This is a genomic window from Paraburkholderia sp., assembly GCF_035656215.1.
GTDB lineage: Bacteria > Pseudomonadota > Gammaproteobacteria > Burkholderiales > Burkholderiaceae > Paraburkholderia.
The window spans coordinates 1-25007 of the sequence record NZ_DASRSY010000329.1 but is presented as its reverse complement, the minus strand read 5'-3'; the positions used below and the strand labels follow the sequence as shown (position 1 = coordinate 25007).

General features: G+C 61.3%; 24 protein-coding genes and 1 pseudogene. 11 read left to right on the top strand and 14 right to left on the bottom strand.

The window, feature by feature from the left end; translation table 11 throughout:
• Positions 1 to 898, bottom strand: an 898-nt coding sequence (locus VFE81_RS19185) for an NADP-dependent oxidoreductase (protein ID WP_325046106.1), incomplete at its 3' end; no start/stop codon positions are given.
• A gap of 291 nt (positions 899 to 1189) precedes the next feature.
• On the opposite strand from VFE81_RS19185, the gene VFE81_RS19180 reads away from it, so the two are divergent.
• The 5 genes from VFE81_RS19180 to VFE81_RS19160 all read left to right on the top strand — a co-directional run bounded on the left by VFE81_RS19180 (position 1190) and on the right by VFE81_RS19160 (position 5282).
• Positions 1190 to 2206, top strand: coding sequence for an AraC family transcriptional regulator (locus VFE81_RS19180; RefSeq protein WP_325046104.1), 1017 nt, complete (start codon positions 1190 to 1192; stop codon positions 2204 to 2206).
• Between the two features lie 326 nt (positions 2207 to 2532).
• A complete protein-coding gene (locus VFE81_RS19175) occupies positions 2533 to 2877 on the top strand; it encodes a hypothetical protein (protein ID WP_325046103.1) in 345 nt (114 codons plus the stop codon).
• The gene (locus tag VFE81_RS19170; protein ID WP_325046102.1) at positions 2867 to 3511 is read left to right on the top strand and encodes a Dabb family protein; all 645 of its coding nucleotides are present in this window, start codon (positions 2867 to 2869) and stop codon (positions 3509 to 3511) included. Before VFE81_RS19175 ends, VFE81_RS19170 begins: the two co-directional genes overlap by 11 nt.
• Positions 3508 to 4380: an SDR family NAD(P)-dependent oxidoreductase gene (locus VFE81_RS19165; protein WP_325046101.1), complete on the top strand. Its 873-nt coding sequence runs from the start codon at positions 3508 to 3510 to the stop codon at positions 4378 to 4380. Before VFE81_RS19170 ends, VFE81_RS19165 begins: the two co-directional genes overlap by 4 nt.
• A 2-nt stretch (positions 4381 to 4382) precedes the next feature.
• The gene (locus VFE81_RS19160) at positions 4383 to 5282 is read left to right on the top strand and encodes an SDR family NAD(P)-dependent oxidoreductase (RefSeq protein ID WP_325046100.1); all 900 of its coding nucleotides are present in this window, start codon (positions 4383 to 4385) and stop codon (positions 5280 to 5282) included.
• A gap of 570 nt (positions 5283 to 5852) precedes the next feature.
• Here VFE81_RS19160 and VFE81_RS19155 read toward each other — a convergent pair.
• The 11 genes from VFE81_RS19155 to VFE81_RS19105 form a co-directional block, all read right to left on the bottom strand.
• Complete coding sequence (locus VFE81_RS19155) at positions 5853 to 6989, bottom strand: porin (protein ID WP_325046099.1); 1137 nt, start codon at positions 6987 to 6989, stop codon at positions 5853 to 5855.
• 24 nt (positions 6990 to 7013) lie between these two features.
• Complete coding sequence (locus VFE81_RS19150; protein WP_325046098.1) at positions 7014 to 8507, bottom strand: aldehyde dehydrogenase; 1494 nt, start codon at positions 8505 to 8507, stop codon at positions 7014 to 7016.
• Between the two features lie 78 nt (positions 8508 to 8585).
• A complete protein-coding gene (locus VFE81_RS19145) occupies positions 8586 to 9398 on the bottom strand; it encodes a gamma-glutamyl-gamma-aminobutyrate hydrolase family protein (RefSeq protein ID WP_325046097.1) in 813 nt (270 codons plus the stop codon).
• A 75-nt stretch (positions 9399 to 9473) separates the two neighbouring features.
• Positions 9474 to 10454, bottom strand: a complete 981-nt coding sequence (locus tag VFE81_RS19140) for a PDR/VanB family oxidoreductase (protein WP_325046096.1) — start codon at positions 10452 to 10454, stop codon at positions 9474 to 9476.
• Positions 10451 to 11485, bottom strand: coding sequence for a Rieske 2Fe-2S domain-containing protein (locus VFE81_RS19135; RefSeq protein WP_325046095.1), 1035 nt, complete (start codon positions 11483 to 11485; stop codon positions 10451 to 10453). The genes VFE81_RS19140 and VFE81_RS19135 overlap by 4 nt, the downstream gene beginning before the upstream one ends.
• 90 nt (positions 11486 to 11575) lie before the next feature.
• Positions 11576 to 12391 carry an SDR family NAD(P)-dependent oxidoreductase gene (locus VFE81_RS19130; protein WP_325046094.1) on the bottom strand — a complete coding sequence of 272 codons (816 nt, stop codon included), beginning with the start codon at positions 12389 to 12391 and terminating at the stop codon, positions 11576 to 11578.
• A gap of 27 nt (positions 12392 to 12418) precedes the next feature.
• Positions 12419 to 12838 carry a VOC family protein gene (locus tag VFE81_RS19125; RefSeq protein ID WP_325046093.1) on the bottom strand — a complete coding sequence of 140 codons (420 nt, stop codon included), beginning with the start codon at positions 12836 to 12838 and terminating at the stop codon, positions 12419 to 12421.
• Between the two features lie 29 nt (positions 12839 to 12867).
• Entirely contained in the window at positions 12868 to 13941 is a 1074-nt protein-coding gene (locus VFE81_RS19120) for a C45 family peptidase (RefSeq protein ID WP_325046092.1), read from the bottom strand.
• Positions 13938 to 14777, bottom strand: a complete 840-nt coding sequence (locus VFE81_RS19115; protein WP_325046091.1) for a polysaccharide deacetylase — start codon at positions 14775 to 14777, stop codon at positions 13938 to 13940. The genes VFE81_RS19120 and VFE81_RS19115 overlap by 4 nt, the downstream gene beginning before the upstream one ends.
• 140 nt (positions 14778 to 14917) lie before the next feature.
• Positions 14918 to 16564 (bottom strand): APC family permease, encoded by a 1647-nt coding sequence (locus VFE81_RS19110; protein WP_414695624.1) that lies wholly within the window; start codon positions 16562 to 16564, stop codon positions 14918 to 14920.
• 604 nt (positions 16565 to 17168) lie between these two features.
• A complete protein-coding gene (locus tag VFE81_RS19105; RefSeq protein WP_325046090.1) occupies positions 17169 to 17645 on the bottom strand; it encodes an Lrp/AsnC family transcriptional regulator in 477 nt (158 codons plus the stop codon).
• A gap of 392 nt (positions 17646 to 18037) precedes the next feature.
• Between VFE81_RS19105 and VFE81_RS19100 the strand changes: the two genes are divergently transcribed.
• The 4 genes from VFE81_RS19100 (at position 18038) to VFE81_RS19085 (ending at position 21193) form a co-directional block, all read left to right on the top strand.
• Positions 18038 to 18220, top strand: coding sequence for a hypothetical protein (locus tag VFE81_RS19100; RefSeq protein ID WP_325046089.1), 183 nt, complete (start codon positions 18038 to 18040; stop codon positions 18218 to 18220).
• A gap of 98 nt (positions 18221 to 18318) precedes the next feature.
• Complete coding sequence (locus tag VFE81_RS19095; protein WP_325046088.1) at positions 18319 to 19683, top strand: glutamine synthetase family protein; 1365 nt, start codon at positions 18319 to 18321, stop codon at positions 19681 to 19683.
• 24 nt (positions 19684 to 19707) lie between these two features.
• On the top strand, positions 19708 to 21021 hold the full coding sequence (locus VFE81_RS19090; protein WP_325046087.1) for an FAD-binding oxidoreductase: 1314 nt from the start codon (positions 19708 to 19710) through the stop codon (positions 21019 to 21021).
• Positions 21022 to 21037: 16 nt separating this feature from the next.
• Positions 21038 to 21193: a hypothetical protein gene (locus VFE81_RS19085; RefSeq protein WP_325046086.1), complete on the top strand. Its 156-nt coding sequence runs from the start codon at positions 21038 to 21040 to the stop codon at positions 21191 to 21193.
• A gap of 528 nt (positions 21194 to 21721) precedes the next feature.
• On the opposite strand, the gene VFE81_RS19080 is transcribed toward VFE81_RS19085, so the two are convergent.
• Positions 21722 to 22000 (bottom strand): hypothetical protein, encoded by a 279-nt coding sequence (locus VFE81_RS19080; protein WP_325046085.1) that lies wholly within the window; start codon positions 21998 to 22000, stop codon positions 21722 to 21724.
• Positions 22001 to 22033: 33 nt separating this feature from the next.
• Between VFE81_RS19080 and VFE81_RS19075 the strand changes: the two genes are divergently transcribed.
• Together VFE81_RS19075 and VFE81_RS19070 are read left to right on the top strand one after the other, a co-directional pair.
• On the top strand, positions 22034 to 23464 hold the full coding sequence (locus tag VFE81_RS19075; protein WP_325046084.1) for an ISKra4 family transposase: 1431 nt from the start codon (positions 22034 to 22036) through the stop codon (positions 23462 to 23464).
• A 589-nt stretch (positions 23465 to 24053) separates the two neighbouring features.
• Positions 24054 to 24605: a hypothetical protein gene (locus VFE81_RS19070; protein WP_325046083.1), complete on the top strand. Its 552-nt coding sequence runs from the start codon at positions 24054 to 24056 to the stop codon at positions 24603 to 24605.
• Here VFE81_RS19070 and VFE81_RS19065 read toward each other — a convergent pair.
• Positions 24568 to 25007: pseudogene (locus VFE81_RS19065) on the bottom strand (electron transfer flavoprotein subunit alpha/FixB family protein); the annotation flags it as partial. The gene VFE81_RS19070 and the pseudogene VFE81_RS19065 overlap by 38 nt on opposite strands.

Below are 25007 nucleotides of genomic sequence, written 5' to 3'. Positions count from 1 at the left end.
CGATGGGCAACGATTCAATGCGCGGCGGACGAACCTGGTCGCGAGCGAGCAGATCTGCAATCTGGCCAAGTTGCCGGCCGCTTGGCATCTTGCTGAAAGTCAATCGGGTCCGAAGACCGCGCCGCGTTGCGTCCTCGTGGTCCGGCCCGGTGTCGCCTTGCATCAACGTCAGAATACTGACCAGGGTGCCGCCCGGTCGTAGCATGTCCAGCCCAGCCGGCAGCGTCGCGCAGCCGACCGTGTCCAGGATCAGATCGACTCCTGCTGGCGACCAGTCATGAACGGCAGCCTGGATGTCCTGGGTTCGATAATCGATGTTGTGTTCGGATCCGAGAGCCGTGACATAGTCGAAGTTGTAGGCACCGCAAGTGACCGCGACATGAGCACCGGCGTGCCTGGCAAGCTGGATCGCGAATGCACCAACGGCCCCCGCCCCGCCGTGGATCAGCACGCGCTGACCAGGCTGGAGTTCTCCATCTTCAAAGAGACCGGTCCATGCAGCCAAAGCGGGGGTCGGCACGGCAGCGGCCTGCGCAAAACTGAGGTTCTCGGGCATGCGCACCACTGACGCCTGCGAAACCACGGCGAATTCCGCGTAGGCGCCCCATTTGCCCGCCCCAACATCACTCTGCGCGAAAACCCGCATGCCCTTCTCAAAGCCAACCACGTCCGCCCCGATATCGACCACGGTTCCGGAAAGATCAAACCCGATGACAAAGGGAAACGTATAGTTGATGAACGACTTCAGATAACCTTCCCGGCACTTCCAGTCCGCCGGATTCACACCTGCGTACGCGATCTTGATCAGAATCTCCCCGGAACCGGCTTCTGGTCTCCGAACGCTGGCGATCCTCATGACCTCCGGTCCGCCAACTCGATCCAGCACGACCGCGCGCATTGCAGCACATTCTGCAGGTTCCATTTCGTCTCCGTGAAGCATCGTTCGCAATCAGGCGGGAGGATCCCCCATGCATGCCCTTTGCGAAGATGCTCATGCTCTGTTTCAAAAGTGACAGGCCGATGCCTGAGGAATATCATCGCCGTTCCGCCAGCCTGCAAAGATCGCTAACAGCGGGCATGACCTGGCAGACGGGCTTTCAGCGCAGGGTCATTATCCGGTGGGTACGGACGAGCAACGCTTACCGTTTCGATCATCAACCGTTACGACCTCGCTCAAAAGGAGATTTGCGTGGCAACTTCGCGCAAGCGGCACACTGCGCGCGTACCGCAGGGTTTGGGCTCGCGTTTGCTGGATGAACTGAGCCGCCATGGCGGCACGAACGCCGCGAGTACTCTGCCGGTTTTACCCGATGCCACCGACCCTCTTTCGGCAGATCATTTCGTCTCGATGTATCGCGCGGCTATCGAGCAACTGGAGGCACAAGTCGCGCAAGGTGACGGCCATCCCCCGATGCGCAAGACTGAGGTCGATCTCATGTGCCGGTGCCTGCTCAGCTGCCGTTCGCTTGATGAAGCCATCCACTGCGCGATCGACTTCTGCGCCATGCTGCATCCGCGGGCTGGCGCGTTGAGTTTGAAGACGACCAACCTGACTGCAACGTTCTGCATGGACTCGTTGCGTCAACGGCAAAGTTCTGCGGCATGCCTGGTTGATCTGACGGGCCTGCTGTTCTATCTCCAGCTCCTCAGCTGGTTAATCGGGCAACCGCTGAAACCTGGCAAGGTTTTTCTCGCGCATCCGCTGCGCGAAGATGCCTCGCCATTCCTCGGCCTGTTCGGCGCCCCGGTCGCTGTGGGTGAGCCAACCTATGGGTTCACGTTCGACGCCGCCTTGCTGACGCGACCCGTATTGCGGCAACCGGCAGAGCTTGCCCCGTTCCTGATGGACGTGCCGTTTCGACTCACCGGAACGTTTCCGGACGCGCCGTCATTTTCGCAGCAGGTATACGGTTTCCTCGACGCCGCACTGGCGCGGGAAGTTCCTCTTCCAACCGTGAGCGAAATTGCCACGGCCCTTGGTATTAGCGAACCCACTCTGCGGCGCCGCCTGGCAGCCCAGGATACCGGCTACCAGACGTTGCGCGAACAATGTCTGCGGGAGTTCGCCAAGCGCTGTTTGCACTCCACCAACTGGTCGATGAGCCGCATTGCAGGCCATCTAGGTTTCAGCGACGAGGCCTCGTTTCGTCGCGCTTTCGTTCGTTGGACCGGGCAGGCGCCCAGCCATTTTCGCCGTCGCCAGTAGCGGGCCTGAAAGCTCAGGGAGCCGTGTCAAACACGGCTCCCTGCATGGTCTTCACGCAAATCCCGTTTTGATCGCCACGGTAGCGTTTGCTGACCGATGTGGTAAGGGCCACCCTTGATGGGTCGCCACATAATGGAATCACGCCCTCGCGCCTACACGCAAAGCGGGACGATCGAGTTGTCGGGCACAGCTTCCCGCTGCTGGTCCCCGATGCCCAGGCGAACAGTCTCACCTAGACGGAACATACAGACCATGACGATTGGCGCTCCACCGCTGCGACGTTTCAACGCTCGCCGGCGCCCCACCGTGCATTCAGGAGACGGCAGATGATCCATGTACTGGACGAAATCGTAGTGAATGCCGAGCACGTTCCAGTCGTGCTTGATCTTTTGCAAGAACGCTATCTCGGTAGCGGCTCGGCACGGGGGCTCACCCTGCTGAATCGCTGGGTGTCGCCGCCGGTTGCCATCCCCGACGAACCCAATACTTTGTGGCTGCTGTGGCAGTTGCCTGGCGTGCTCGCCTATTACGGCATGCGCGGCGCCGCCGGCCCGGAAGTGATCGAATTCTGGTCTGCAGTGGATCAACTCTCTCATCGACGCCATCGCCATGTTCTGACCGATGCCGATCAGCCTCTGCCCGAACCCATGGAGTGTCTCGATGCAGCTTGAAACAGCCCAGCTCTATCTTGAGGATGGTGCGTGCCAGGATACGCTGGAGCGTGAACTGGATGCACGCGCTCACTTGCTGCCAGGTCTGTGCCGGATCGTCTTCGGCCGAAATATGGAAGGCTGCTGGGGGGCCGGCGACTATACGGTTGATCTGCACATCGAAGCCGATACCTGCGATGTGGCAGCGACTGCATACCTGACGCAATTGCCGGGCGTGTTGCGTGCGGATCACCTTGCGTATCGGCCGTTAGACGGTGGCCAGCGGGCGGCCGGCTTGCAAAATGGCGTCTGGCGCACCTTGTTGTTTCGCGTCCGGCCAGAGGCATGCAGCGAACACGTCGCCGCCCTGGAGCGCGATCTGCTGCGCATGCCCGCGTACATGCCGACCATCCGCAACTGGCAACTAAGTCGTGTCACGTCGCAGAGCGCGTGGTCCCACGTCTGGCAGCAGGAGTTCGCCTGCGTCGAGGACCTTCAGGGCGCGTATCTGACACACCCTTTTCACTGGGGCTGGGTAGACCGCTGGTTCGACCCTGAGTTTCCCGAATGGACAGTGGCGGCAATTTCCCATGCCTTTTGCCCACTGGAATCGAGCGTCCTGACCCTTCCCGCCATCACGCATAGATCGATATGACCAACAAGCCACCAAAATTGACCGGCAAAGTCGCGCTCATCACCGGCGCAAGCCGCGGGATCGGCCGAGCTATCGCCCAGCGCTTCGCCGCGGAAGGCGCCACGGTGATCGTCAGTGGGCGAAGCCTTGAGCAGTCCGTCATCCTCCCAGGTACATTGGCCGAGACGGTGGCGTTGATTGCGCAGGCCGGAGGGCATGCAATCGCACTGGCCGCCGACCTGGAAGAGCCCGCGGAGCGCGACGCCCTGGTCACACGTGCGGTCGCAGCGGCGGGCGGCCTCGACATTCTGGTGAACAACGCCGGCTTCGCCGAATACAGTCTCGTCGAAACGATGCCATTAGCGATGTTTGACCGTACCCTGGATCACTACCTACGAATACCCTTCACGTTGAGTCAGGCGGCAATCCCGCTGATGCGCGCACGTGGCGCGGGCTGGATCCTGAACCTTGGCTCGGTAACGGCGCTTGCGCCATTGCGCCCGTATCATGGATTCGACAGCGCCGGTGGTGCAACGGTGTACGCGGCCGTCAAGTCAGCGGTTAACCGCTTTACCCAGGGCCTCGCCGCCGAGCTGGAGGCCGACAACATCGCAGTGAATTCCGTGGCGCCCAGTACGGCCATTCGCACGCCAGGCGCTGATCAGCATATCCCAGCAAAGTATCCGACCGAAGCGGTCGAATACCTGGCCGAAACGGCGCTCGCGCTTTGCCACCTGCCAGCACGCGAACGGACCGGCCTGATCACACACAGTCTGCACTTTCCGCTTGCCTGCCAACTGCCCGTCTACTCGCTGGACGGACGCGAACTGTTGCCGCCGCCGACACTGCCAGACATGGCCCATCCACACATTGTTCCTTCCGGAGCCTGATCTTGACGACACCCATTCGCTTCGACGAGGGTACTGCCGTGATCACTGGTGCGGCCAGCGGTATTGGCAGCGGCCTCGCACGCCATGCGGCATCACTCGGTATGCGTCTGGTGCTGGCAGACGTCGACCAGCCACGGCTCGAAGCATTTGCCGCCACGCTTGACGCCGACGTCCTGACAGTCGCCACTGACGTTGGCATTCCACACGCCGTGGACGCATTGGCAGAACAGGCATGGCAGCGATACGGTCGAGTAGACCTGCTGTTCAACAACGCCGGCGTGATGGCCACCGGCTTCACCTGGGAGATCTCTTTCGAGCAATTCGAACGCAGTTTCGCAGTGAACGTGCACGGCGTGCTGAACGGTATTCGTAGCTTCGTGCCCCGGATGCTGAAAGCGGGCACACCTGCACATATCGTCAATACGGCGTCGATTGGCGGATTCCTGCCGAGCCCGTTGATGGCACCCTACTCTGCCAGCAAGTTCGCGGTCGTGGCGCTGACCGAATCGCTGCACGGTGAACTCAAAATGCTGAACGCGCCGATCGGCGTGTCGTTGCTCGCACCCGGCCCGGTTCAAAGCGGAATTTTCGACGCGCCCCTGGTCGATGCGGCGAAGCGCCCTGAGGTCCAGCGGTTCGTTGAGAAGCTGCGCGCAATGCTATCGGCGTACGGACTGGCGCCGGACGAATTCGCTGAGCGCGTGTTCGCCGGCATCCGCGAGGAGCGTTACTGGTTGCTGCCCCAGCCGGAAATGGTCGACGAACCGCTCGACAACGCATGGAGGGCATCCTCGCACGCCGCGATCCCGAACTACCTGCGTATTGACGGCGCAGCGCTCAGGGTGTGGCAATGTAGCGGAACGCGGCCAATGATGCAGGTCCGCGACAACTGTCCTCAATAGGCCGATGAGCGGCCATTCAGTGGCGGCACACAGATGTCTCTTCATGGCCGCCCTGAGCCGGACGGCAGCTGGCTCAGCTCGACCCACTGCGGACCCTCGCCCTGGCTGTGAGTGCGTCCGATATCCGTTCGGAAACGGTCACTCGAGGCGCTGTCGGGGGTGACCGGCGATGGCCGACTGCTGTTCAATAATGATGCCGCATGCGCATTCCATCGCCCAACGCTTGCACCAATTGTCCCTTCTACGCGCCTCGCCGGGGTAGCGCCGACCCGCATGCCGTCCCGGACGGCACATCTGGATTTGGCCGAGACGTGGCGCGCGCGAGTTTTGAATTCCATGGCGGGAGGCAGCCAGAGTCGGACCCACCTGAGAACATCTGACGCCCTTGACTGGGTTTGAAGTCCAGTCTTTTTGCCCGTCGCGCAAGTTCCGCTGCCGTGAATGGTGCAACAGTATCTTTTTTGCTAATCTCCGAGTTGGACATCGCAAGGCCGCGAACGCACGCCGCGAGCTGCAGCGAGGGCATGCGTCCTCAGGAACCGAACCGTAAGATGCGGGCGGCCTCATCTATCAGAACGAATGCGTAATCGCCACCCGTGCCACGATCTGATGTGAATTCGACGAGACGCTCGCCGCGCCCGGGATATAAGCTGTGTCGAGCGCAGTGCCAGTGGTCCCGCCCGATAGCCGCTGATATACGACCTGACTATACAGGCCCGTGCGTTTCGACAGGAAGTACTCTGCCATCAGGCCGGCCTGATTCCAGTGCAGCGACTGCTGCGCGCCGTTCTGATTCAGATGGGCACGGGTGTAGGTGTACATGCCGCCCACGAAAAAGTCCGGCGCAAAATCGTATTTCAGGTTGAACTCGAAGTTATCGAACTTCAAATCCGCGTTGCCGAGTCCCAGATCGCCCAGATAGATCGACGACGACGGCCCTTGCACATCCACATGCGTATAAACCGCGCCTAGCGTTGCGCGGCCAATGCCGTAGGTCGCGCCCACGCCGTAAGTTTTCTGATTCGCGGCAGCGAACCCAATATCGTCCGCCGCCACGGAACCGCCCGAATTACTGCCAGGCGCCGACAGGTCTTCATACACCGCGCCCACTGAAAACGTCGAGTATGTGTATTTCAAACCCGTGCTGAACACGCGATTCTGGGCGAAGCCACCCGCTTGATTGCTAAAACCGTACAAAGCGGTAGCCGAAAAACCACCGTATTCGTTGCTGGTGAACTTGACCGAGTTGCTTGCGTGGAAGGTCGCGTCGGTATTGTCGTTATCGAGTGGATGCGAGAACAGATAGCCGCCCCAATTTCCGTTCGCCGTCATCAGGCCGATCACGTCGGTGATCGAATCGAACTGGCGGCCGAACGTGAGCGTGCCCAGCGAATCCGACTGAAGCCCGACGAACGATTGGTAACCGAAGAGCCGGCCGCCGTACGACGTTTTACCGCTTTCCACGTTGAAGGCGCTTTCCAGATCGAAGATCGCATGCAGACCGCCACCCAGATCCTCGCTGTCCTTCAACCCCCAGCGGCTCACTGCCAGATCGACGCTAGCCATCTGATAGGCCTTGCCGCCGCCCGCGTTATTGGTGAAATTCACACCCTCGTCCAGTACCCCGAACAGGGTGACGCTACTTTGTGCATAGGCGCCAGCAGACGCAAACAGCAGTCCCACTGCCAGGCCAATCTTGGCATTCATGTCGTTTCTCCGGGAGAAGTTGATTTATTGCAAGCGAATCAGCGTGGATTTGAGTTCGGTATATTTTTCGAGCGCGTGCAAGGACTTATCCCGGCCGTTACCGGACTGCTTGTAGCCGCCGAACGGGAAATTCATGTCGCCGCCTTCGTCGTAGCAGTTGACCCAGACAGTGCCCGCGCGCAAGCGGCGCGACACGTCGTGCGCGGTGGCGAGGTCCGAGGTCCACACGGCAGCAGCGAGACCATATTCGCTTTCATTGGCGATGCGGACCGCCTCATCTACCGTGTCGAAGGTCAGCACTGACAGGACCGGTCCAAAAATTTCCTCGCGCACGATGCGCGCGTCAGGCTTGTCGTTGTCGAAAATGGTCGGCTCGATATAAAAGCCGCCACTGTCGCAGTGGACCCGCGAGCCACCTGCTATCAGATTCGCCTCTTCGCGGCCGGCGCGGATATAGTCGAGCACGCGTTCCATCTGCGCGTGATCCACAATCGCACCCATCGACGTGTTCGGGTCCATCGGATTGCCTGGCTGATAGCGGCGCGCGGCGGCCAGCAATTTGTCCAAAAACGTGGCCTTGATGTCACGATGCACGAGCAAACGCGATCCCGCCGTGCACATCTCGCCCATGTTGTAGAAAATCGCGCTGGCCGCCGCTTGCGCCGCGCGGTCGAGATCAGGGCAATCCGGCATGACGATGTTCGGTGACTTGCCGCCGAGTTCGAGCCACACGCGTTTCAGGTTCGATTGCCCGGCGTATTGCATGATCAGCTTGCCGACCTGGGTCGAACCGGTGAAGGCGAGGCAGTCCACGTCGCGATGCAATGCGAGCTGCTTGCCCGCCTCACCTGTGCCCGGTACCACGTTGAACACGCCAGCGGGAATGCCTGCTTCATGAGCGAGTTGGGCGATGCGGATGGCGGTTAGCGGCGACTTCTCCGAAGGCTTCAGTACCACGCTGTTGCCCGCTGCAAGCGCCGGGGCGAATTTCCACGACGCCATCAACAGCGGAAAATTCCATGGCACCACTGCCGCGACGACGCCGATCGGCTCGCGCGTGACGAGCCCGACCAGGTGATGGTCTGCGGGCGCGACTTCGCCGCCGGACTTGTCAATGGCCTCGGCGAACCATTGGACGCAATATGCGGCCCCGGGCACATCGACTGTGGTGGTATCAGCAACCGGCTTACCTGCATCGAGCGTTTCCAGCAATGCGAGTTCGTCCAGATGCTCGCCGATCGACGCGGCCCAGCGCAGCAGAATAGCTTTACGCTGGCGCGGATTCAGGCCGCACCACACACGCTGCTCAAACGCCCGCCGCGCGGCCGCCACGGCCACATCGATATCTGAGGCACCACATTCGGCGATTTCCGTCAGCACCTTGCCGTCGATTGGACTCACGCAATCGAAGCGCTTGCCGTTTTCCGATGCTCTGTATTCGCCGTCGATGAAAGCGCGGCCTTCGAAATGCAACGTGGCGCGGCGGTCCTGCCAATACTTCAGGTCTTTGCTTTCCATTTCCATATCCACGCCCATGCTGGGAAAAATCCCGTTGTTTCGATTGAGAATCGCAGCAGCACACACATTTCCATCGGCTCAGCCTCCCCGCGTGGCAAGCGATCTGGCGTCAGCCGAGAACCCGCGCATGACGGCCGCATCCGTCGTGCGCCGCCGCTCACGGCACGCCATACCGAACGCACGGAAAATCGCCGTTGAAAGCAGGTTCTGCGCGTGCCGCCATTCCGGATGCCACTGCACACCAAGCGCGAAACTCGACGCGCCTTTCACGCTGACGGCTTCAATCAGGCCATCGGGTGCAAGTGCTTCGACTTGCATACCGTCGCCGAGCCGGTCAATACCCTGGCCGTGCAGCGAATTGACGGTGGCCTCGGGCATACCGCTGCACCCGTGCAGCACGCCGCCGTGCGTAATCCTCAGCGCGTGCGCCGGGCCGTACTGGGTCTCCATCGGATCGGTTTTGTTTTCGCGATGATCGGCAAAACCATCTACCTGATGCACCGCCTGATGCAACGTGCCACCGAACGCGACGTTCATCTCCTGAAACCCGCGGCAAATCGCGAGCACCGGCACGCCATTCTCGACGGCGTCACGGATCAGCGGCAACGTGGTGGCGTCGCGCTGCGGATCGTGCAGCGTGCCAGGCGCGCTCGTCTCGCCGCCGTATCGATACGGCTCGACGTTCGAATAGCTGCCGGTGAAAAGCAGGCCGTCCACACACTCGAAAATCGCCTCCGCCGACTGCCGTCCACCCAAAGCGGGTAGTAGCACCGCCACTGCCTGCGCGCCGTCCACTACCGGGTCAATATATTTCTCGCCAACCGCGTGCGACCAGTGAAGGCCGATCTTCGTCCGGTCGGCGATCACACCCACCACGATATTATTTCGCATAACGTATTAACGATTGAGCATCGCCTCCGCCCCGCCCCGCCTGCTTGACCGGCCAAAAGGAAGCGGCGCGAAAAATTACAGATCGAGCGTAATGGTCGGCGAGCGGGCCCGCGACACGCACACCATCATCGTGTCGCTGCGTTCGCGTTCGCTTTCGGTCAGCAGACTGTCGCGATGGTCCGGGACGCCGTCAAGCACGCGCGTTTCGCACATGCCGCAAATGCCCTGCTCGCAGGATGACGGCACGCAGTGTCCGGCGTCGCGCAACGCGCTCATCACCGAACAGTCCGACGGAACATCCACCGTCGCGCCGCTGCGCGCGAGGATCACGCGCAGCGAGCCCGCCTTGCTATCGGTCGTACCGGACGCCACAGGTGCCGCGCCGAAACGCTCGATATGCAGGCTATCGCTCAAATCCGCTGCAGCGAAGCGCGCAGTCAACGCATCGAGTAACGCACCCGGCCCACAGCTATATACTTGCGCGCCGGCAGCAGCGCGCGCCACGACGCTATCCAGATCGAGCAGGCCGACTTCATCGGCCGGCAGAATCTCGACATTGCCGCCACCCGTGCGCTGCAACTCAGGAATGAACGCCATCGAGGCACGCGAACGGCCGCCGTACATCAGATGCCATTTCGCGTTCGCCTTCTGCACCGCACGGATCATCGGCAGGATCGGCGTGATGCCGATGCCGCCCGCGACGAACAGAAACGAATCGGCCGGCTGCAACTCGAACGCGTTGCGCGGGCCGCGAATCGTCACCGTCTGACCAAGACGCAAGCCACTGTGCACTTCGCGGGAACCGCCGCGCCCCGTGGGTACCAGCAGTACGGCGATGCGCAGGCGCAGCGTATCGTCGATGTCGCCGCACAATGAATATTGGCGCGTCAGACCAGAGGGCAGCACCAGATCGACGTGCGATCCGGCAGTCCACGCCGGCAGCGGCGAACGGTCCGGCGTCTGCAACTCAAGCGAAATCACGCCGGCCGCTTCCAGACGCATGCCGGTGATCTGCACGTCGAGTTCAGGGTTGCGCATCGTCGTTGCGGCTGTCATACCGCTTCCACCTTGACTTCAATGGGAAACGCCGGCGCAGCCTTCTTCGCCCGCTCCATGAACTCGCGAAACGCGCGACGGTAGTTCAGCGTGAACAGATCGGCGGGCACCGAATGTTCGACGAATACGCCGTCCCAATCGATTTCGCGCGGCTGGATGCCCGCTGCGATTGGCATGTCTTCGAGGTACACCAGTTCTTCGATCCGCAGGCATTCTTCGAGATCCGCGCCGCGATAGCTGCGCTCATTGGCGACGCCCCAGAAGATACGCACCTGGTCGTACGCGACCGGCGAAGGAAAGCCGACCACGATGCGCTTGCCGAGTTTCTCGTAGTCGTAGGTGATCGACGCCATGCCCGGCGCGCTGCAGTGGTAGTACATCATGCAGTCGCCGTCGTTGGCCCAGTCGCCGTCGCCAGCGTCGAGCGGACGTTGCATCCATACGTCGAGGCCTTCGCGGCGCACCTTCAACGGTTCGACGATATGCTTCGACGGCCCCATCGACACCTCGTGCACGAACGGAAAATGCGCGACATCGCGGAAGTTTTCCATCGCCACCGCAACGCCGGTGGCCGATTCGAGCGGCGTCGCCGCAAGCCAGTCGAGTTCGAGATCGCGCCAATGCGCCGGGTCGTACATATCCGAGACCGGCGTGTCGAGCGCGGTCCACACATGGGCAAACCGCTCGATCACGGGATAGGTGCGAATCGCCGCCTGCGGCGGAATCTTGCACTGGTCTTCAAGCGACGGCACATGCGTGCACTTACCGTTCTCAGCCGAAAATTGCCAGCCGTGATACGGGCACGCGATGTTCTCGCCGTGCACCTTGCCGAGCGCGAAATTCGCGCCCCGATGCGGGCAGCGCGCGTCCTGCACGACCGCCCGGCCGGATTCGGTGCGATAAACCACCAACCGCTGGCCGAGCAGCGTCGCGCTCTGCGGGGTGCTCAGATCGACGGCGCGCGCGACCGGAAACCACTGGCGGCGCATCGCCTGTTCAGCCTGAGTACGAAGAGGAAATTGCTGGGACATATGAACCTCGATACCTTTGTGTTAGCCCGCTTTACTGCGTCACTTAACGGCGTCACTTGACGCGTCACATCTTTTCAACGACTACGCGCTTCAAATCCCGACTAGCAGCGCCCCGCCGTTCACGGGAATCGTCTGACCGGCGATGAACGCAGCCTCGTCCGATGCCAGGAAAGCGACCGTACTGGCGATCTCTTCCGGATGCGCGAGACGTCCGAGCGGAATCGATGCCTGTTCACCGGCGATATATTCGTCCGGCACCATCCGCGTGAGGATCGCGCCGGGCGTGATCGCGTTGACGAGAATGCCGTCCTTGACGAATTCCTTCGCCATGGTTTTCATCAGACCGAGTTGCGCGGCCTTGCCGACCATGTAGCCGTACGAATGCCCTTCCGGCACCTGGCCCCACTGCGAGTTGATGAAGATGACGCGCGGTGCGCGGCTCTTGCGCAGATACGGCAACGCGGCCCGCGTGAGGAACATCGGCGCGTGCACATTGATCGCAAGCAGCTGGTCGAAATTGGCGTCGTCGGTGTCTTCGAGACCGGTCAGCGAGTACATCATCCCGGCGTTATGCACGAGGATGTCGATGCCGCCCAGTTGTTCGGCCACGTGTTTCACCGCACGCCCGGCAGCTTCGCGCTGCGTGATGTCGGCCGCCAGCGCGATTGCCCGGCCCCCTGCCGCTTCGATTTCGGCCGCCGTGCTTTGCGCTACCTCCGAATCGATATCGACGATCGCCACGGCCGCGCCACGCGAGGCCAGCAGGCGCGCGTGTGCGCGCCCCGCGCCGCGGCCACCGCCGGTCACCAGCGCCACACGTCCAGCCAGTCTCCCTGCGTCGGCTGCCAGCGCCAATACGGCTTCGGGTGCCTGACACGCGACGCTACGCTGAGTTGTTTGAGTCATAACGAAAAACTCCAATACGGTTGAAACTTAGGCAACGATCTTGTGCGGCTCAGTCACGTAAAGCATGTTGCCGTCCGGGTCGAACATCGGGCGATAGCGGTAATGCGTGCCGTTGGGGTGTTGCCATTCGATCGGCTGTTGCGTGACCCATTGCACCTTGCCGTCGAGAAACACAATGGCGTCGTCGAGGCTTTCCACTTCGAACGCAAATGAATCGAAGCCCGGCTTGTCCTTCAGATTCACTGCCGTGCGGCGCTCCACCGGTGTCTCGTCTTCCGTGCGAAAGAGATAGAGCGTGACGTTGCCCATCTCGATCGCTGCCCACTGTTCTTCCGGCTGATACGGCAGGAAAAAATCGAGGCCGAGCGTGCCGTGATAGAAATCGACAAGACGCTGGACGTTCGGCGTCAGAATGTCCATGTTGTCGAGGCGTTTGAGCTTGAGCATGATGTGTGTCCTTGTTTCGAAGTGAAAAATCAGGCTGCCGCAAGGAGGCGCACGTGGCCGCACGGTCCGCCGCATAGCGCTTCGAGCGTGCCGTTGGCGACGTCGATGACGATGGTGGCGAGCGTCGCGTACTGGCCGCTTGACGGTTGCATGCTGTCTGGATGGCAACACACCGCGCCTGTGGTGCCGAGATGGTTGTTCATCGCGCCGAGCACGTGCAGCGCGTTCAGGTCTGGACGGTTCGAGAGACGCCGCGTCAGCAGGTCGTAGCGCACCAGCGTGTCGGGGTATTGACGCGGCTCGGTGTCGCCCTCGCGTGCCGGCGAAGAGACAAAGTGGTTTGTGTGCACCAGCAGGCCGTCGGCATTCGGAAATACGAGCCCCGGGCCGCCCGGATGCAATTCGACCGATACGGCCGTGCTGCTGTTGTCGGCCGCCGCGATCACCGTCAGCGAAGAAGAGGCGGATACCCGCGCCGACGAAAGCAGTTGCAGCGCTTCGTTGATATCGCTGCAGCTATCGAGCATCCAGCGTGAAGCGACATGCACCGGCACACCGATCTCCCGGCCGTCGCGCTGATGATGCAGGATGTTAAAATGCACTCCGATGCCCCGGCTATTCACGCCCGCTTTGCCAACGATGCCAAACTCGGTCACCGTTGTCGTCACGCTGCCGTCCGCATGCGGGATTTCCCACGTGAGCCACTGATCGGCAAAATCGGTGTACCAGTCCCACGTTTGCACCGCTACTGGATGCGCGCTATTCGCATCCACCCGCACAACGGTCGAACATTCTCCGCGCAACGAGGCGCCGAGTGCCGCAAGAATTTCGGTCCGAGCATTGATCGCGCCGAGCAGGCACGCGTCGATCTGCGCGCCTTCGGCCATGCCGAGAATCTCGGCTTGCAGTGGCGGCGCAAATTCCGCGATCCGCACCAACGCCTCTGCGCCCATATCACGCATGTCGAACGGTCGCAATGCCACGCGCTCGAACAGCGCGCGATATTGCTCGACGCCCGCGCGAATCCGTTGCGCGTGACGCTCGCCGAATTCGCGGCCACGCGCCGCCGGCTCTGTCTGCGTAGAACGAAAAACGAGGCTCATGCGGCCTCCTTGCGCAGTTGCGGCGCAACCCGTTCGGCCACCGCATCGAGGCGTGCGAACCACACGTCGCCATCGGCCACGAGACGCTCTACAAACCGTTCCAGTTGATCGAAGCGTGCGCCGCGCCCGATCACTTCCGGATGCATCGTGAAGGTCGTATGGCGGCTATCGCGGCGCGCTGATTCATATTCGGCGAGCCACGTATCGACCAGCGTGCGGGGATGAGTGAAGTTGCCGCCGTTATCGATCGTCCAGCCGAACATCGGATAGTCGTCGAGCGACCAGTGCACCGGCAGTTCGAGAATCGAATGACCTTGCCAGTGCTCGTAGTAGGGACGGTCGTCGCCCATGCAGCTCGAGTCGTACGCGAAGCCGTTTGCGAGCATCATGTCGAAGGTTTCGGGCGTGAGCTCCCACGACGACGAGCGATAACCCACCGGCTTCGGCGCGCCCACTTTCTGCAGCGCGTCGAGACCGAGTTGCATCTCTTCGGCTTGCGCATCGGCGGAAACCTTGTCGCTACGTAGATGCATATGGCCGTGATGGCCGATTTCGTGACCATCTTTCAGCAGTAGCTCAACGAGGCCGGGATGCTGAAGCGCCGTATAGCCGGGCACGAAAAACGTCGCGGGAATGCGATGGCGACGCAGCAGTTCGAGAATGCGCGGCACACCGCGCACCACGCCGAAGCGGCCTTCGGACAGGCTCGTCAGACGCCGTGCGTAAGCGGGGCTTTCACCCAGATAGCCAGCTTCGGCATCGACATCGAACGTCAATGACACGGCAGTCGACTTCGTATTGGGCCACTTGAGAGTGGCGGAGAGATCAGTCGTCATCGGTTTAACTCGCGCATGGAAAGTGAAATCGGAAACGGTCTTCCCTTACGCCGCGCGTGACGGTACGAACCGTCGCGCTGCGACAAGGTTTTCAGAAGACTGGTTAAAGGGTTGTCTGGAACGAAAGAAGCTCAGGACATTTAGGTAATCACGGTCAGCTTCGCCGAAATCCACACGACCGCCACGGCTGCGGCGAGCGCAAGATAAGGCAGGATGCCGGCGCGCGGATGCTTCAGCTCGATGTCGCGCCGCATCGATTCGGGAAACACGCCCTTGTCCTGGATGTAATGACGGTAGAAGAACACCGGCACGATCAGCACCATCGCAATCAAGCCATTGCGCAGCGTGTTCTCGCCCTGGAAATTCGCGCCCGCGCCGACGAAAGCGAGATCCGCGAAACCGCACAGCGCGCCGAGACCGAGCAACCAGTTGCGGCAACGATACGGGCGCGGCCACTCGGCACGATCGAGCCGGTGGATCCAGCCCGATTGCAGATTCAGGAACACGAAGATCATGTAGCAGACATTCGACAGCGACAGCACCGTCATGTAGTCGGACATCAACAGCAGAACCAGGTTGAAAACGAGGTCTGTCCACATCGCCCGGGTCGGCGCGCCGTGTTCGTTCACGTGCGACAGATACTTCGGCAACCAGCCGTCCACCGATGCCTGATACAGCGTGCGCGACGAACCCATCATCGAGGTCATCACCAGCAACAGGATCGACAACACCATCATCGCGATGATCACGTTAAACACGACCGCTCCGCCATGCACGAAGTCAGCCATCACCGCGCCCACGCCGGAACCGTCAACCACGCTTGGAGCAAGCATGCCCTGCAAGCCCAGCACCCCTTGAAAAGCGATCGGCACGACGATAAACATGAATAGGCACAAGAGACCCGACGAAAAGATCGCCTTGTAGGTGTCCTTCTGCGGATCGCGGAATTCGCGGGTGTAGCACACGGCCGTTTCGAACGCGAAGGTCGACCAGCACGCAAGGAACATTGCGCCCATCGCGGTGCTCACGCCCGCCGCGTTCCAGTGGCCCATCACCGCGGCGCCGGAGGCGTCGTGCGTCAATGGCAGCAGCGGCAGGAAGTGCGTGGACGGCATGTCGCCCGTAATCAATGGCACCAGCGATACCACCAACAGCGGCGCGAGCGACGCAATCCCAAGGATGCGCTGCGTTTTCGCCGCGGTCGACACACCTGAATGCTGCAGCTTGAACGCGATCAGCAGGAACGCCAGCGCCAGCACGAAGGTCGCGTTGATACGCAGCGTCAGGCCCTTCGTGATGAAACCGAGATCGAGGAGCGTCAGGTGCCACGTATTGACGATCGAGTTGGCCGGGAACAGGCAACTGAGCATGTACCCCGCGGCAAGACTGGTGCCTAGCGCCAGCATCGGCGACCAGGCGATCCAGTTACACCACACTGAAACGGGTGCAACGAATTTGCTGTAGCGCACCCAGCCGAGCGCGCCGTACACCGATGCGCCGCCCGATTTGTGCGGATACAGGCCGGAAATCTCCGCATATGTGAAGCATTGCGCAAAACCGATCAGGATCGCCACGATCCAGATGAACCAGGCGGGCTGGCCAATAGTGGCGGCCACGCCGCCGATCGTGAACAGCACGCCCACGGGTACGCCGCTGGTCACCCAGAAAGCGTCCTTCCATGTCAGGTCGCGCTGCAGTTCGTGGTGATCGGCCACGCTGGCTCCGGTTGATGATGCGCCGCGGGCGGCCTCCTGCGTCGGCAGGATGTCTTCGTGCACGTTCATCATCGCTCTCCTTGGCGCAGCGTGGTTGCCGCGCATTGGGCCAGGACCTGTGGCGCGTGATCTGAAAACAAGGCAGTCGGTACGTCGTGCGGCAACGCCGCCCCGTCCTGCCATCGAACTGCTGATGCGGCTGCCGCGCGTGACGCGCAGTCGAAAATGGTCTGCATGGATCTCACTCTCATCTCGGGGTTGCACGGCTAGCTCGCGATGAGTGAATCCTAAGCATACAAATTGCGCATGTGTATACTTTTTTACCCTTATATCGACGCAATGCGCAGTTTGCAAAACGTAATACTTATCTTTGCGCAAATAGCGTGCGTGATGCACCGGGGTCGTGCTTCAGAGCGGATGCGAGGCAGACGCGGGTGCGCGCAAGCCGGCACCAGCGCTGGCGAGGCTCAGAGAAGAAACGGGGAAGGGGAGAGTGAGACTGACGGACGCAAAAACAGGGTTGCGATGCGCCAGATTGAGGCGAGCGAACTTCGCTTTGCGCAAAATGTAACAGCTCTACTTGCGCACACTTACTTCGCGCACCCTGCGCGCACCGCGCTGCCCACGCGCCGCAAACGCGCGTCGGGCAGGAGGTTGCAGGCAAGACAGATAACGTTCAGTCCTCCTGGCTTTCCGCCTCGGCCGGCGGAATCGTGAAGCGGATCTTGTGCACCTTGATCTCGTGCATCATCCGCACCTCGTGCACGCCGGGCAGCGCGCGCACCTTTTGCTGCAAGGCAAAGAGACCTTCGTCGTCGCGGCATAGCACCTGCACGCACAGATCGGCGCCGCCCAGCGTGGTGGACAGATAACTCACCTCGGACCAGCGGCCAAGGTTGTCGACCGTGCGCTCGTGCTCTTGCGGTGAGACATCGACAAAGAACAGCGCCAACCTCGCCTGACCGAGCTTCGACGGATTCGTGAACGCCAGAATTTGCAGGATGCCCTGTTCCTGCAATCGCTTGACGCGCGTGCGCACTGTGGCTTCGGGCACGTTGACGTTGCGGGCGATCTCGCGAAACGGCCGCCGCCCGTCTTCCTGAAGTTCTCGGACAATCTGAAAGTCCAGTGGATCGAGTGTCGAAGTCGGCATCGTTCGATTATTTTCCTGACAGTGAGTTGATGGGCAAAGGCCGGCCGATGAAAGCGCTGAACCATTGCGGTCAAAGGGCAGAAGGCTAGCAAACTCTGCCTGCGCACCGATTGAGGCCAATGTCGCAATCCCGAGACACGTGGAAATCGACCCGCATCAAACTTTGCGCAAAAATTCATCAATATTTTAACGCATTGCAATTCAAGTGGTGCCGTAGTAGATTGAATGCGCAATGCGGACCGGGCAAAGCGGTCGCGCGGACTTCGCCCCGCCGTCCCGCGACAATGCGCAACACTCGCCGCAGCCGGTTACGCATTGCGCAGATTATGTCGCACCCGCGCTGCTTGCGGCTCCTTAAAGCAGACGCAGCCTGAATGTCGAACCGAACTGCCATGAAACCTGCCCTACCGTCATTACGCCGCAACCGCCACGCCGATGTGGCGTGCGTGCGTACGCGTCTCGACGCGACGCGGCTCAATCCGTTGCTAAACGTGATCCTTGCGTTCTGGGCGATCTGGCATTGCCGTCACGCGCGCCCTCCGCTGCGCCTCTCTTTCCCGGCTCGTTCGAGCTGAACTTCGTGCCGCGTTTTCGCGCGGCGCGCCCCACTTTCAGTTCTTCCGCCTATTCGCGGAGGACCTCGCACGCGCTCATGCGCAAAGAGAGAACCAACATGCAATTCGCCCCCGAACAGGAAGCCTTGACCTTCCTCGACAATAATCCCGACATCGATCTGATCGAGCTGTTCATCGTCGACGCTGCCGGCGTGCCGCGCGGCAAGCTGCTCCACCGCGAGGAACTGCTCGCGGTGTACCGCAGCGGCCGGCCGCTGCCGAGCGCCATCATGAACCTGACCATCAACGGCGACGACACTGAGGACAGCGGTCTCGTATGGGACGTTGGCGATATCGATTGCCGCGCGTATCCGCTGCCCGGCAGCCTAGTGCGTCTGCCGTGGCGCAAGATGCCAACCGCCGCCGTGCAGGTTCAGATGCATCCCGAAGAAGGCCTGCCCGCGGGCGTCGCCGATCCGCGGCAACTGCTCGCGCGCATCGTCGACGATCTGAAGGCCGACGGTTTCCATCCCGTGATGGCGTGCGAACTCGAGTTCTATCTGCTCGATGCGAAGCGCGATAGGCAAGGCCGTCCGCAACCGGCGCTCGATACCGACGGCGACCGTCCGCGCACAACCCAGGTGTACGGCCTGCGCGAACTCGAACAGATCGAGCCGTTCCTGAAGGACCTCTACGACGCCTGCCGCGACCAGCAGATTCCGGTGCGCACCGCGATTTCCGAATACGCGCCCGGACAGGTCGAAATCACGCTCGAACACGGCCCCGCGCTCGAAGCGATGGACCACGCGGTGCGCTACAAGCGCATCGTCAAGGGTGTCGCCAACGCGCACGGCATGAACGCGTGCTTCATGGCAAAACCGTTCGCGGACATCGCCGGTTCGGGCATGCACATGCACGTAAGCCTCGCCAACGAAGTGGGCGACAACCTGTTTGCTTCCGAAGACAAAGCCGGCACGCCGCTCCTGCGCCAGGCGGTCGGTGGCATGCTGCACGGCCTGCTCGACTCGATGCTGATGTTCTGCCCGAACGCGAACTCGTATCGCCGTTTCCAGGAGAACAGCTACGCGCCCTTCACACCAACGTGGGGCGTGGATAACCGCACCGTCAGCCTGCGCGTGCCGGGCGGCCCGGCACTGAGCCGGCACGTCGAGCATCGCGTGTGCGGCGCCGACGCGAATCCGTATCTCGCGGCGGCGGCGATTCTCGCAGCGTCGCATCATGGCATTCGTGAACGGCTCGATCCGGGCGCGCCGGTCGAGGGCAACGGCTACGCGCAAGCCACCACGCTGCTGCCGACAGACTGGCTCAGCGCGCTGAACTCGCTCGAACGCTCGGACTGGGCAAAGGACGTGTTCGGCGCAAAATTCCTCAAGGTGTTCCTCGCGATCAAGCGCGCCGAGTACCGGCAATTCATGGGCGAAGTCGGTGAACAGGACTGGCGCTGGTATCTGAATCAGGCCTGATCCTCACTCAAAAGGGAATCCCTCATGAATGCTGCACATCCATTGAACACGGCCGCGCCCGAGCGCAGCCTCTCTTACTACGCCGCGACGATCCAGCGCGAGACCGACTACCCGCCGCTCGAAGGCGAACAGAACGTCGACGTCGCGATCATTGGTGGAGGCTTTACCGGCGTTGCCAGCGCGGTCGAGTTGGCCGAGCGCGGCCTGAAAGTCGCGATCGTCGAGACCAATAAGATCGGCTGGGGCGCGAGCGGGCGCAACGGCGGCCAGATCACTGGCAGCCTGTCCGGCGACGCCGCGATGCGCAAGCAGATGCGGGCGACGCTCGGCAACGACGTCGACGACTTCATCTGGCATTTGCGCTGGCGCGGCCACGAGATCATCGAATCGCGCGTACAGAAGTACGGCATTGCTTGCGATCTGAAGCACGGCCATCTGCACGCGGCGATGAAGCCGGCGCATCTGCACGAGTTGCAGGAGAGTTTCGACGAAGCGCAACGACGTGGCATGAGCGCTTCGGTCGAACTCCTCGATCGCGCAGGCGTGAAGGCGCATCTGGACACCGATCTGTATCTGGCCGGGCTGAAAAACACGCGCAACATGCACGTGCATCCGCTCAACCTGTGCATCGGCGAGGCACGCGCGGCAGAAAGCCTCGGCGCACTGATCTACGAGCACTCCGAAGTGCTCGACATCGCGCACGGCGCGAAGCCCGCGGTCGTGACCTCACGTGGCCGCATCAACGCGAAGCAGGTCCTGCTCGCGGGCGACGTCTATCACAAGCTCGAAAAGAATCAGCTCGACGGCAAGATTTTTCCGGCGATGGGCGGCATCATCACAACCGAGCCGCTCGGCGAACTGGCGCGAGAGATCAACCCGCAGGATCTGGCCGTGTACGACTGCCGCTTCGTACTCGACTACTACCGGATGACCGCCGACGGCCGCCTGCTGTTCGGCGGCGGCGCAAATTATTCGGGGCGTGACTCGCGCGACGTGGCCGCCGAATTGCGCCCTTGCATTGAGCGAACTTTCCCGCGGCTGAAGGGCGTGAAAATCGACTTCGAGTGGACCTGCGCGATGGGGATTGTGGTCAACCGGATTCCGCAGTTGGGCAAGTTGTCGGATAACGTCTGGTATTGCCAGGGTTACTCAGGCCATGGCGTGGCGACCAGCCACATCATGGGCGAGATCCTGGCCGAAGCGATCACCGGCACACTCGGACAGTTCGACACGTTTGCCGCATGCCGGCATATCCGGGTACCGATGGGGCACCTGATCGGCAATCCGTTACTTGCGGCGGGTATGTGGTACTACCAGATGCTGGAACAACTGCGCTAATTCCCAGGAGCGCCGCATGCACATTGCCGCAACAGAAAAACTGCAGTGCAAGCAGCGCTGGGTCGTCAACGTGCGGCTCGGCCATCGCAAACACGTCGATCTCGATAATCATGCCTGGATAAGCAAGCACTGGTTGAGGCACATCGGGACGCGGCGCAGCGAAAAGCGATGAGCGCACGTTCGGATTCACGCCGAGTTCGTCGACGCCCCTGCGGCCTTCGTACATCGTGGTGAGCTTGCAGACATCGGCGTAGACCGCTTCCAGTTCGCGCAGGATGATGACGATATGCAGCATCGCCTGATGCGCCTGCGGTTTCATCTCACCTGGGCTGACGTCACACCCCGGCTTGTCGAGCGACACCTGTCAATTCATACGATTTGCTTCTGATTTTGCGGCTCGCGAATACGCCGACGCAATAACATTGCTCCGCCTGCAGCGCGGCGCCTTTTTCAGTAGGCCCACTATGGCCATCGTCGAATACAGTGAGCGATCCGAACCACTCACGAGGAGTAGTCTCCGACTGCTATACCTTCGATAGGAGCCGTTCGCCCCCCACCGGTTACCGTCCGTTGGCCGAACCCGGAAGATCGGCCCTCCCCGTATTCATTTTTCTTCGCGACCGCTGTAGGTTCTACGCGCGTTGGATACCGCCAGAAACAGATGATGTGATCATCGCAACAGCACCTGCCGCGTCGCGGGCTAGATGCGCGGAAAACGGTATTCCTCGAAAAAATGACCGATTCCCATGGGCAGGTGGAGCAGCCGCGCGTGATATTCCACATCCGCGTTGCGCCGGACGATCAGATCGACATTGCTATCGATCTGCAAAGTATCTTCTGTTGTCACGTGATTCGGCCCATAGTCGGACCGTGTTTCTTCAGGTGCGAAAGAAAGGTGCATCACACCACTATTGCAAGTGAAACGCCGCGCTTTCATGGGGACTGTTAAAAAGCGTGGGGTTTTCGGCAGCGCTAGCATTGAACCTCGCCAGTACCTACGTCGAGGTCCGCAATGAAAATCGTCGTTCGCATCGAACTGATTACCGACTGGGGTGATGTAAATACGATCGAGGTGGGCCGCATCGACAGGCCAAGCCAAACGCTCGATCCCGAATCTGTAGGGCTGTCATTGGCGGATGGAAAGCAACTGCTGCATAACCTGCAACAGGCGGTGATCCCAGCCCAGGCGCACGAAATTTGCGCCTTACGGCGCATCTGTCGACGATGTCATCGGTGGACGGCGCTAAAGGACTACCGACAACGCAAAGTCGATACCGTGTTTGGTGCCGTCAGCTTCCGCAGCCCACGCATTGCGTCGTGCGCCTGTGAGCCGCCCTGGTATCTGGAAACAGCGTTCTGCCCGCTATGGCCGATCATACCGGAGCGCGCAACGCCCGAGCTGTTGGCCCTGCAGGCGAAACTCGCAGCGCAAATGTCCTATCGACGCGTGGTCGAGACAATGCGCGAATTCCTCCCGGTTAGTGAGAAGATCAATCATGTGACGGTGCGAAACAGGACCTTGCGGGTTGGCACGCGCATTGACGCCATTGAATTGCCGGGCCCGCAACCGCGGAACCCCACTATCGAATGGACCCTGGCGATCGACGGAGGGTTCGTCCGGGGTCGGGGCAAGGCAGAAACCAGGAGCTTCGAAATTCTCACCGGACGTCTTGCCGTGCCGGGGGAGAAGCCGCGCGTCTTCGCGTGTGTGCGAAGCGAGTTGCCGGATCTGGCCCAACGGCTCGCGTCGCTTGTCCAGACGCGCGCGGGGGCCGCTCACCCACGACTCTCGGTGATCACAGACGGTGCCAACGGGACCCAGAGCATCTTTCGCCAGCTCCCGTTTAGCGCCACGCCGATCCTTGACTGGTTTCACATCTCGATGCGGGTGCGGTATCTCGAGCAGATCGTCAGGGGTCTGCTGCCACGGTTAGAGACCGAGCAGTACACGAAGAAAGCGCTGCAAACTTACGTCAACAGATTACGCTGGTGCTTCTGGCATGCGAACGCCGCAAAAGCGGAGCAACGGATGCGACAGATCTCGCTGCTCTGTCGTATCGTTGTGCCACAGACGCAGCGATTCACGCGGAGCCTCGAGCAACTCGGCTATCGCCTCGGCGAGTTGTTCGCTTACCTGGAAAGCAACCACGGCTCGACGATCGCCTACGGGAAGCACTATCGTGAGCACAAGCCGATTTCGACGGCTATGGCGGAATCGGCGGTGAACCAGGTGATCAGCGCACGCATGTGCAAGCGCCAGCACATGCGCTGGACGCCACGTGGCGCCCATCTGCTTGCCCAGGTGCGATGCGCGGTGATCAATGGTGATCTGGTAACCAGGCTTGCGGCCTATCGAGCACGTATTGACGAAGTACCAGAGGACGTGACCCGTTTTCTCGAGTTCCTGCAGCGGGCGGCAGAAGCGGAACCCCACGCTTTTTAACAGTCCCTTTGCCTACGGGACGACTTTAAGTCAATTTCCCGGTCAACTTTGTGTCGTTTGACACAGCCCGCGCCGGCGACTGCGACTGACCTGGCACCCCGCATCCGGTATCTGTTCCGTCTGATTCCGAAGGGCGAACGCCGGAATGTCCGCCATGACTACTTCATCGGCACGGAAACCATCCGGCTGGTTGCCCGGTCGCGCAGACCCTCGCTGAACACTACGCGCTCCCTGCAGGGTGCCCGTTACCTGTGATCCCCTTCGCGCCTGGACATCGTCGCGCACACCGGTTCGGCGCCGAACCGTACCTGTTCCAGTTCGAACACCGGCATCTGTCCGCGGTTGCGATCAGCGCGTGCGTGCGTTTCTGAGATTGACCCGGTTCGACGGACGCACCGGGTTCAAACGTCTGCTCGACGACCGATCGTTTCCATTCCAGTGGATGCCGTCGGTTCTGGCGCCTCGCGGCTAACTCGACTGTCTGAGTCACTGTGTCCATTCTCGCTGTTTGTGGACAGAGTCGATCACTCGTGTCCGTCGCAGCCGATGATTGCATCTTCTACGCAAGACGGGGAACGGTACAAATCAAATGCTTACGCAACGTCGCGCGCGCACGCTCGATCTAGCCCGCCGCGCCGTCGCCGCGCTGGAGCGTGAGCACCGGCCGGTCACCATCGCCACTATCGTGGCCGCATCCTGCGAGCTCGACCCGGAAGGACACGGTATCAGTCACAGCGCGCTGCTCAACAACGCGAATGCGCGAGAACTGTATGAACAACACCGCGACTGGCGCCCGCAGCGACCACGTTCACGCTCGCCATCATCGTCGGGCCCAGAGATGCCGTCACCGACCAAACTCGACCGGGATCCGCGCACAACACGGCAGCGTCTTGCCCGGCTAACCAAGTCCGATCTGATTGAACGCCTGCTCATCGCAGAACGTGCCTACGCGGCTCTCTACCGGTGCTCGATGAAACTGCAGGCGCGTGAGCTTCAGGAGGAATGGAATGCCCTGCAGGCCCAGAAGTTATCCACAGTTTCGCGGGACATCCAGATTACCCACGTCTCACCCCATCAGACTTTGACCGCCTCTCGATGTATGCTTAAGGCAGCATTTCCTCGAACTCCGGCACGACCCTGAACAGATCGCCCACCAGACCGTAATCGGCAACGCTGAAAATCGGCGCTTCCGCATCCTTGTTGATCGCAACGATGACCTTCGAGTCTTTCATACCGGCCAGATGCTGGATCGCACCCGAGATACCCACTGCAATGTACAGCTGGGGCGCGACGATCTTGCCGGTCTGGCCGACCTGATTAGTCGTTCGGCACGAAACCCGCGTCGACCGCTGCGCGCGATGCGCCCAGCGCTGCGTTCAGCTTGTCGGCCAGCGGTTCCAGAACCTTGGTGTAGTTTTCGCCGTTACCCAGACCGCGGCCGCCCGAGACGATGATCTTCGCCGAGGTCAGTTCCGGACGGTCCAGCTTCGTCACTTCACGGCTCACGAATTGCGAGAGGCCCGTGTCGGCTGCCGCTTCGATC

Excerpts from the sequence above, each read along its gene's own strand:
- VFE81_RS19115 (WP_325046091.1), bottom strand. The coding sequence starts at position 14,777 with ATGACGACTGATCTCTCCGCCACTCTCAAGTGGCCCAATACGAAGTCG.
- VFE81_RS19150 (WP_325046098.1), bottom strand. The coding sequence starts at position 8,507 with ATGGAAAGCAAAGACCTGAAGTATTGGCAGGACCGCCGCGCCACGTTG.
- VFE81_RS19105 (WP_325046090.1), bottom strand. The coding sequence starts at position 17,645 with ATGCCGACTTCGACACTCGATCCACTGGACTTTCAGATTGTCCGAGAA.
- VFE81_RS19135 (WP_325046095.1), bottom strand. The coding sequence starts at position 11,485 with ATGTCCCAGCAATTTCCTCTTCGTACTCAGGCTGAACAGGCGATGCGC.
- VFE81_RS19070 (WP_325046083.1), top strand. The coding sequence starts at position 24,054 with ATGCTTACGCAACGTCGCGCGCGCACGCTCGATCTAGCCCGCCGCGCC.
- VFE81_RS19125 (WP_325046093.1), bottom strand. The coding sequence starts at position 12,838 with ATGCTCAAGCTCAAACGCCTCGACAACATGGACATTCTGACGCCGAAC.
- VFE81_RS19085 (WP_325046086.1), top strand. The coding sequence starts at position 21,038 with ATGCACATTGCCGCAACAGAAAAACTGCAGTGCAAGCAGCGCTGGGTC.
- VFE81_RS19090 (WP_325046087.1), top strand. The coding sequence starts at position 19,708 with ATGAATGCTGCACATCCATTGAACACGGCCGCGCCCGAGCGCAGCCTC.
- VFE81_RS19120 (WP_325046092.1), bottom strand. The coding sequence starts at position 13,941 with ATGAGCCTCGTTTTTCGTTCTACGCAGACAGAGCCGGCGGCGCGTGGC.
- VFE81_RS19095 (WP_325046088.1), top strand. The coding sequence starts at position 18,319 with ATGCAATTCGCCCCCGAACAGGAAGCCTTGACCTTCCTCGACAATAAT.
- VFE81_RS19145 (WP_325046097.1), bottom strand. The coding sequence starts at position 9,398 with ATGCGAAATAATATCGTGGTGGGTGTGATCGCCGACCGGACGAAGATC.
- VFE81_RS19075 (WP_325046084.1), top strand. The coding sequence starts at position 22,034 with ATGAAAATCGTCGTTCGCATCGAACTGATTACCGACTGGGGTGATGTA.
- VFE81_RS19110 (WP_414695624.1), bottom strand. The coding sequence starts at position 16,564 with ATGATGAACGTGCACGAAGACATCCTGCCGACGCAGGAGGCCGCCCGC.
- VFE81_RS19165 (WP_325046101.1), top strand. The coding sequence starts at position 3,508 with ATGACCAACAAGCCACCAAAATTGACCGGCAAAGTCGCGCTCATCACC.
- VFE81_RS19155 (WP_325046099.1), bottom strand. The coding sequence starts at position 6,989 with ATGAATGCCAAGATTGGCCTGGCAGTGGGACTGCTGTTTGCGTCTGCT.
- VFE81_RS19170 (WP_325046102.1), top strand. The coding sequence starts at position 2,867 with ATGCAGCTTGAAACAGCCCAGCTCTATCTTGAGGATGGTGCGTGCCAG.
- VFE81_RS19175 (WP_325046103.1), top strand. The coding sequence starts at position 2,533 with ATGATCCATGTACTGGACGAAATCGTAGTGAATGCCGAGCACGTTCCA.
- VFE81_RS19100 (WP_325046089.1), top strand. The coding sequence starts at position 18,038 with ATGAAACCTGCCCTACCGTCATTACGCCGCAACCGCCACGCCGATGTG.
- VFE81_RS19140 (WP_325046096.1), bottom strand. The coding sequence starts at position 10,454 with ATGACAGCCGCAACGACGATGCGCAACCCTGAACTCGACGTGCAGATC.
- VFE81_RS19080 (WP_325046085.1), bottom strand. The coding sequence starts at position 22,000 with ATGCTAGCGCTGCCGAAAACCCCACGCTTTTTAACAGTCCCCATGAAA.
- VFE81_RS19130 (WP_325046094.1), bottom strand. The coding sequence starts at position 12,391 with ATGACTCAAACAACTCAGCGTAGCGTCGCGTGTCAGGCACCCGAAGCC.